This is a genomic window from Streptomyces sp. NPDC048192 (assembly GCF_043202415.1).
Lineage (GTDB): Bacteria > Actinomycetota > Actinomycetes > Streptomycetales > Streptomycetaceae > Streptomyces.
In genome coordinates this window covers 577076-583075 of the sequence record NZ_JBIDAL010000003.1, presented here as the reverse complement: position 1 = coordinate 583075, position 6000 = coordinate 577076, and the positions used below count along the sequence as shown (strand labels likewise).

Sequence of the window (6000 nt, the reverse complement as noted above, 5' to 3'; positions counted from 1 at the left end):
GGCAGCCCCGCCCGGCGCACAAGTTCGACACGCTCGTCCTCGGAAAGAACGATCTCCACAGCAGCAGGACCTCGATGCGCCACGGAAAGAAGGTACCAACTAACCCTCGTGATTTCTGGCGCAGCACACTACAAGCTGTACCGGCAACCCATGGACGGCACCGCCCAGTTCCGGGCCGACGCCACCTTCTGCCCGCAGACCGGCAAGAGCGGCACCGGCACCTCGTTCGCGTCGTACAACTACCCGGCCAGATACCTGCGCCACTACGACTACAACCTGTACATAGCGAGCGACGGCGGCTCCAACGCCTTCGACAGCAGCACGTCGTGGACCGACGACGTCAGCTGGGCGGTCGGCCGGCCCTGGGCGCCGTAGCCACCGCGTCCGCGAACTCTGCGGTGGCCACCGGAAGTTCGGCGGTCACCGTGAAACCGCCCCGTGGCGCCGGGCCGGCCGTCAGCGAGCCGCCCGCCGCCGCGAGGCGCTCGGCCAGCCCCGTCAGGCCGGTCCCGCCGATCCCCGGCTCGGACCGGCTCACCGGCCGGCCGCTGCCGTTGTCCGAGACGGTGAGCACGGCCCGCTCGGCACCGCTGTCCACGGTGATCTCACAGCGGCTCGCGTCGCTGTGCCGCACCACGTTGGTCACCGCCTCGCGCACCACCCAGCCCAGCAGCGCCTCCGTCTGCGGCTCCAGCGGCACCCCGGACTGCCGCACCACCGGCTCGACGCTCGCCGCCGACAGCGCCGAACGGGCCCGGGTCAGCTCGGTGGCGAGGCTGCCCTCCCGGTAGCCGGTCACCGCTTCGCGGATCTCGGTGAGCGCCTGCCGGCCCACCGACTCGATGTCCGCGATCTGCCCCAGCGCGGCGTCCAGATCGCGCTGCGCCAGCCGCCGGGCCGCCTCGGACTTCACCACGATCACCGACAGCGTGTGCCCCAGCAGGTCGTGCAGGTCCCGGGAGAAGCGCAGCCGCTCCTTCTCCACGGCGCGTCGGGCCAGTTCCTCACGGGCGGCGCGCAGTTCCCGTACGGCCTCGGACAGGCCCAGGATGGCGGCCGTCACCATGCTGGAGAGAAAGGTCGCGTAGCCGATGTTCGTCGCGTCCCCCCAGTCGCCGCGGACGGCGGAGACGCACGCCGCGTACACCGTCAGCAGCAGGCCGGTGCGGCCCAGCCACGGCCCGCGCAGGGCGGCGCCCACGGCGAGGCCGAGCAGCGGGAAGAACATCAGCCAGTCGCCGCCGTAGCCGAGCGCCAGACCCGTGGTCACCAGGGCCATGAGGAGCAGCGCCACCCGGGTGGAGGCGGCCTGCCGCTTCACGCGGTCGAAGGAGCGGAAGGTGACGTAGATGTAGAGGGAGTTGAAGACGATCAGGCCCAGGCCGCCGACCCACGGGTTCGGCGTCCTGCCCTGGAGGAGATTGGAGAAGGCCCCCATCCCCATCAGCAGCCAGGGCAGCAGCGAGAAGCCGGTGGGCGGCGGACCCGGATGCCGGACGTCCGGTTCCCCGCCCTGCTCGCGGGCGTTCCGCTGCGCGGCCTTGAACCGCTCCATGTCCGCTCGCCACCGGCGCCGCTCGGCCCGCAGGGCCCGTATCTGGCACCGCACTCCCGACACCCACGTCATGACTGATGTTTCCCCCGGTCAGATGGTCCCCGCCCGACGGCGGTACGACAGCACAGCGTACGAACCGAACAGAACGAGCCAAGTGGTCAGCACGATGATGGCACCGGCACCCGGCGCGTGCCCCTCCGATACGGCGGTGCCGAGCTGGGCGAACCGGTGGGTCGGCGTGTACGCCGAGACGGCCCGCAGCCAGCCCGGGAAGAGGCTGACCGGGAACCACAGCCCGCCGAGCACCGCGAGCCCCAGGTTGCACACCATGTTGACCACGCCGGTGGCGGGCCCGGTCAGCCGGTAGCCGTTGCCGAGGCCGAGCAGTGTGAACGGGACCGAGCCGAGCCACAGCAGCAGCGCGATCGCCACCCAGTGGGCCGCCACCAGCCGTACGCCGTTGACCAGACCGCCCGCCACCAGTACGGCGACGATCGAGGGCAGTACGGTCACCACCCCGGTCAGGGCCCGGCCGGTCACCACCTCGCGCGGGGTCATGGGGGTCACGCGGAGCTGTCGCAGCCAGCCGGTCGCGCGGTCCTCGGCGACGGCGCCTCCGGTGTTCAGCGCCGAGCCGACGGCGCCGTAGGCGGCCATGCCGATCATCGACGCCGTCTTCCAACTTCCGTCGTTCTGCCCGAGGTTGGTGAACAGCAGGTACATCATGACCGGCATCGCCACGCCGCCGATGACGAAGCCGGTGTCCCGTAGGGTGCGGAGAGTTTCCAGGCGGATGTAGGCGAGCATCAGACGGTCTCCTTTCGGGTGCGGGTCTGTTGTGGTTGCTCGCGCAGCCCCGCGCGCCCCTTTGGGGCGCGTCCGCCGGCCGTCAGTGCCAAGAACGCGTCGTCCAGTGAAGCCGGAGACACCTCCAGCCCCCTGATGGCCCTCAGCTCCGCCAGCGCCATCACCGTCGCGTCCGAGTCGTCGGTGCGCAGGCGGGCCCGGCCGCCCAGCACCTCCACCGAGCGGACCCCGGGCAGCAGGCTGAGGTCCGCCGGCTCCCGGCCCGCCAGGTCCACGCACACCAGGCTGCCCCCGGCCGCGCGGCGCAGCTCGTCCCCGGTTCCGTCGGCGACGATCCGGCCGCGGTCGATGACCACGATCCGGTCGGCGTAGGCGTCCGCCTCCTCCAAGTAGTGCGTGGAGAACAGGACGGTGTGGCCGCGTTCGGCGTAGGCGCGCATCGACGCCCAGAAGGCGTGCCGGGCCTCCACGTCCAGCGCGGCCGTCGGCTCGTCCAGCACCAGCAGCGCCGGATCCCCGCACAGCGCGACGGCGAACCGCACCCGCTGCACCTGCCCCCCGGACAGCCGGTCCACCCGGCGCCCGGCGAGGTCCGCGATCCCGGCCAGCTCCAGCGCCCGCGCGAGCGGCATCGGCGCCGGATACCGGGAGGCGACGAACCCGACCAGCTCGGCCACGGTGACCCGCGGCACCGGCCGTGCGTCCTGGAGCATCGCGCCCACCCGGCCCGCCCGCACCGAGCGCTCCGGCGCGGCGCCGAACAGCTCCACCGTGCCGCCGTCGGGCTCGTGCAGCCCGAGCAGCAGCCCGATCGTGGTCGACTTGCCGGCGCCGTTGCGGCCGAGCAGGGCCACGGTCTCCCCGCGCCCGACGTCCAGGTCCACCCCGTCCACGGCGCGCACCGCGCCATACGTCTTGACCGCCCCCGTGAAGGACACGGCGGTGTGCTCCGTCTGTGTCATGTCTACGACGTTAGGGAGCGCGGCCCCGCTTCCGGCAGAGGCGCGTGTACCGACTCCGGCAGGACAAATGTCACTGACGGACCTGACGTGGCGCCAGGAACTTTCCAGGCGTGGAGCGCTCGGCTATACAGAGGGCGCCGCCCGTGTCAGGAGTCCCATGCCCATCGACGCACGCCGCGCCCTCGCGGCCGAACCCCGGACCGGCGAGATCTCCTGGACCGCCAAGGACGTCCAGCTCTACCACCTCGGCATCGGCGCGGGAGCCGACCCCGACAAGGCCGACCCCGCCACCGACCCCGACGAGCTGCGCTACACGCTGGAGTCCCGGCTGCACGTCCTGCCGAGCTTCGCCACCGTCGCCGGTGCCGGCGTGCCCGGCGTGATCGGCGGGCTGTCCGTGCCCGGCGTGGACGTCGAGCTCGCCAAGGTCCTGCACGGCGGGCAGAGTCTGCGGATCCACCGCCCGGTCCCGGCCGAGGGCACCGCGACCGCCACCCACCGGCTCGTCGCCGTCCACGACAAGGGCAGCGCCGCCGTCCTGGTCCTGCGCACCGACGTCGCCGACGCCGCCGGCCCGCTGTGGACCGCCGACGCCCGGATCTTCGTCCGCGGGGAGGGCGGCTGGGGCGGTGACCGCGGCCCCTCCACCCGGCTCGACCCGCCCGCCGGCGGACCCGACCGGACCGTCGACCGCCCCGTCCGCCCGGACCAGGCCCTCCTCTACCGGCTCTCGGGCGACCGGAACCCGCTGCACGCCGACCCGGACTTCGCCAGGCGCGCCGGGTTCGACCGGCCGATCCTGCACGGGCTGTGCACCTACGGCATCACCCTCAAGGCGGTCGTGGACACGCTGCTCGGCGGCGAGGTGACCCGGGTGCGCTCGTACACCGCCCGCTTCGCGGGGGTGGTGTACCCGGGGGAGACGCTGCGCGTGCGCATGTGGCGGCGGGAGGGCGGCGTCCAGGTGGTGGTGAGCGCGGTGGAGCGGGGTGACGCACCGGTCCTTACCGACACGCTCGTCGAGTACGGCTGAGACGCCGGCCCCGGAAAAGCACCCCCCGAAGAGAACTCCCGAAAAGAATCCCGGAAAAGAACCCCGGAAAGGAGAAGAGGGGGCGTCCGCGTGGGCGCCCCCTGCTCCGTCACTGCCGTCAGGCAGCGGCCTCCGCGGACTGCTCGGCCGGCTTGCGGTGCTTGCCGTGCGGAGCCGACTCGCTCTCCTGGGCCGCTACCGGGCCCCGGTGCCGGCCGTGGCCGACCGCGTCCTGAGAGTCGGCAGACAGCTGCTGAGTCGTGCTGGTGTCGCTCATCGGAAGTAATTCACCCCGTCAACATGATCTTTCGTACAGCCGGGCGAGTGTAACCGGCACACCACGGGCCGAATCCAGGCGCACACGCCAACCGGCACTAGTTCGTTACAAGACGTCCCAGAGGCGCTTGCTGCAACGGCACCGGACGGGCCGTGACCTGCTCCGCGGGCTCCGCCTGCGCGGGTTCCGCCGGCCCCGGTTCCGCGGGCCGCGGCGACATCCCGGGCGCCTCGCCGGCCGTACCCTCCGGCTCCTGCACCGCACCCCTCGGATCGGCGTCCCGCGACCCCGCGGACGTGGCGCACCGAGCGGCCGCCTCCGCCTTCGGCGCCGTCAACTCCGCCACCCCGCACGGAGTCTCCCGCGTGGTGTACGGCAGCCGCAGCACCCCCTCCGGCGTCCACAGCCCGGCCCCGGCCAGCCACCCGAGGGGCGCCGGCAGATGGTCCACCCGCCGCCCGGCGGGCCGCCAGACGCCCACCCAACTGCCGTACGGGCCGTCGATGCGCAGCGCCACCGCGCAGTTCTCCGGCATCAGCACCTGCCCGGGCTGGACCGCGAACGGCGTCACCGCGCAGTCCGGCACCCTCAGGCTCTCCGGGAAGCGCACCGGCAACGTGCTGCCGAGCACGCCCCAGCCCAATCGTTCCTGCCCGGGCGAGGGCGCGTCGGAGGAGATGAGCAGCAGTCCGCTGTCGGGGTCGGCGAGCAGCAGCCGGTCGTCGCTGCCGGCCGCGATCTGCAGCAGCGGCGACACCTCGGCGCGCTCCAGGTCCACCACGACCGTCTTCACCGGCCCGTCCAGCTCCCGGTCCAGCGCCAGCATCCGGCCGGCGCGGTCCAGCCACACCCCGCCCGAGCAGCGCCCCGGCACCTCCGCCAGCCGCTCCGGGCCGGACGCCCCGCCCGCCACCAGCCAGACCGCGCTCGAACGCGGCCCCACCGCGAGGGCGTACGCCCGGGTGCCTCCCGGCGCGGGCGGCAGCAGGGTGAGCCGGGTGCCGGGCTCGGGGCACTCCACCGCGCCCAGCGGCAGCTCGCCGGTGCCGGGCCCGGTCGGGTACAGCAGCGAGAAGGCGTGCCGGTGCTCGACCAGCCGGTGGATCAGCACCCGGCCGTCGGACAGCGGCTGCACCTCGGTGCCGGGCTCCTCGGGCTGGTCACCGGGCAGCGGCACCGCGTACGGCTCCGGGCCGTCCAGCGTCCAGCGCTCCGGGAACCAGGAGTCGCCGGCCGAGGCGAGCCGGGCCGCGTAGGCGCCGTCGGCCGTGAGGGCGAAAACCGTCCCCGGCACCCCGTCCGTCCCGTCCGTGGACGGGGGTTCGATCGCACAGGCCGTCATCGTTCGGTCACCTCCGGCGACGAA

General features: G+C 73.5%; 7 protein-coding genes. 2 read left to right on the top strand and 5 right to left on the bottom strand.

All coding sequences use genetic code 11. The annotated features are described in order from the left end of the window. Nucleotides 1-150: 150 nt before the first annotated feature. Nucleotides 151-375, top strand: coding sequence for an AbfB domain-containing protein (locus ACGFZN_RS08315; protein ID WP_393857676.1), 225 nt, complete (start codon nucleotides 151-153; stop codon nucleotides 373-375). Here ACGFZN_RS08315 and ACGFZN_RS08310 read toward each other — a convergent pair. The 3 genes from ACGFZN_RS08310 to ACGFZN_RS08300 are packed head-to-tail and all read right to left on the bottom strand — an operon-like array spanning nucleotide 341 to nucleotide 3324. Further along, nucleotides 341-1627: a sensor histidine kinase gene (locus ACGFZN_RS08310; protein ID WP_393857675.1), complete on the bottom strand. Its 1287-nt coding sequence runs from the start codon at nucleotides 1625-1627 to the stop codon at nucleotides 341-343. The two genes, ACGFZN_RS08315 and ACGFZN_RS08310, sit on opposite strands and share 35 nt — an antisense overlap. An 18-nt stretch (nucleotides 1628-1645) precedes the next feature. Beyond that, nucleotides 1646-2362 (bottom strand): ABC transporter permease, encoded by a 717-nt coding sequence (locus ACGFZN_RS08305; protein ID WP_393857674.1) that lies wholly within the window; start codon nucleotides 2360-2362, stop codon nucleotides 1646-1648. Continuing rightward, entirely contained in the window at nucleotides 2362-3324 is a 963-nt protein-coding gene (locus ACGFZN_RS08300; RefSeq protein WP_393857673.1) for an ABC transporter ATP-binding protein, read from the bottom strand. The genes ACGFZN_RS08305 and ACGFZN_RS08300 overlap by 1 nt, the downstream gene beginning before the upstream one ends. A gap of 157 nt (nucleotides 3325-3481) precedes the next feature. Here ACGFZN_RS08300 and ACGFZN_RS08295 point away from each other — a divergent pair, with 157 nt between their 5' ends. Continuing rightward, nucleotides 3482-4357, top strand: coding sequence for a MaoC/PaaZ C-terminal domain-containing protein (locus ACGFZN_RS08295; RefSeq protein ID WP_393857672.1), 876 nt, complete (start codon nucleotides 3482-3484; stop codon nucleotides 4355-4357). Nucleotides 4358-4475: 118 nt separating this feature from the next. On the opposite strand, the gene ACGFZN_RS08290 is transcribed toward ACGFZN_RS08295, so the two are convergent. After that, complete coding sequence (locus ACGFZN_RS08290) at nucleotides 4476-4634, bottom strand: hypothetical protein (RefSeq protein WP_393857671.1); 159 nt, start codon at nucleotides 4632-4634, stop codon at nucleotides 4476-4478. A gap of 97 nt (nucleotides 4635-4731) precedes the next feature. After that, nucleotides 4732-5976: a hypothetical protein gene (locus ACGFZN_RS08285; protein WP_393857670.1), complete on the bottom strand. Its 1245-nt coding sequence runs from the start codon at nucleotides 5974-5976 to the stop codon at nucleotides 4732-4734. Nucleotides 5977-6000 lie beyond the last annotated feature (24 nt).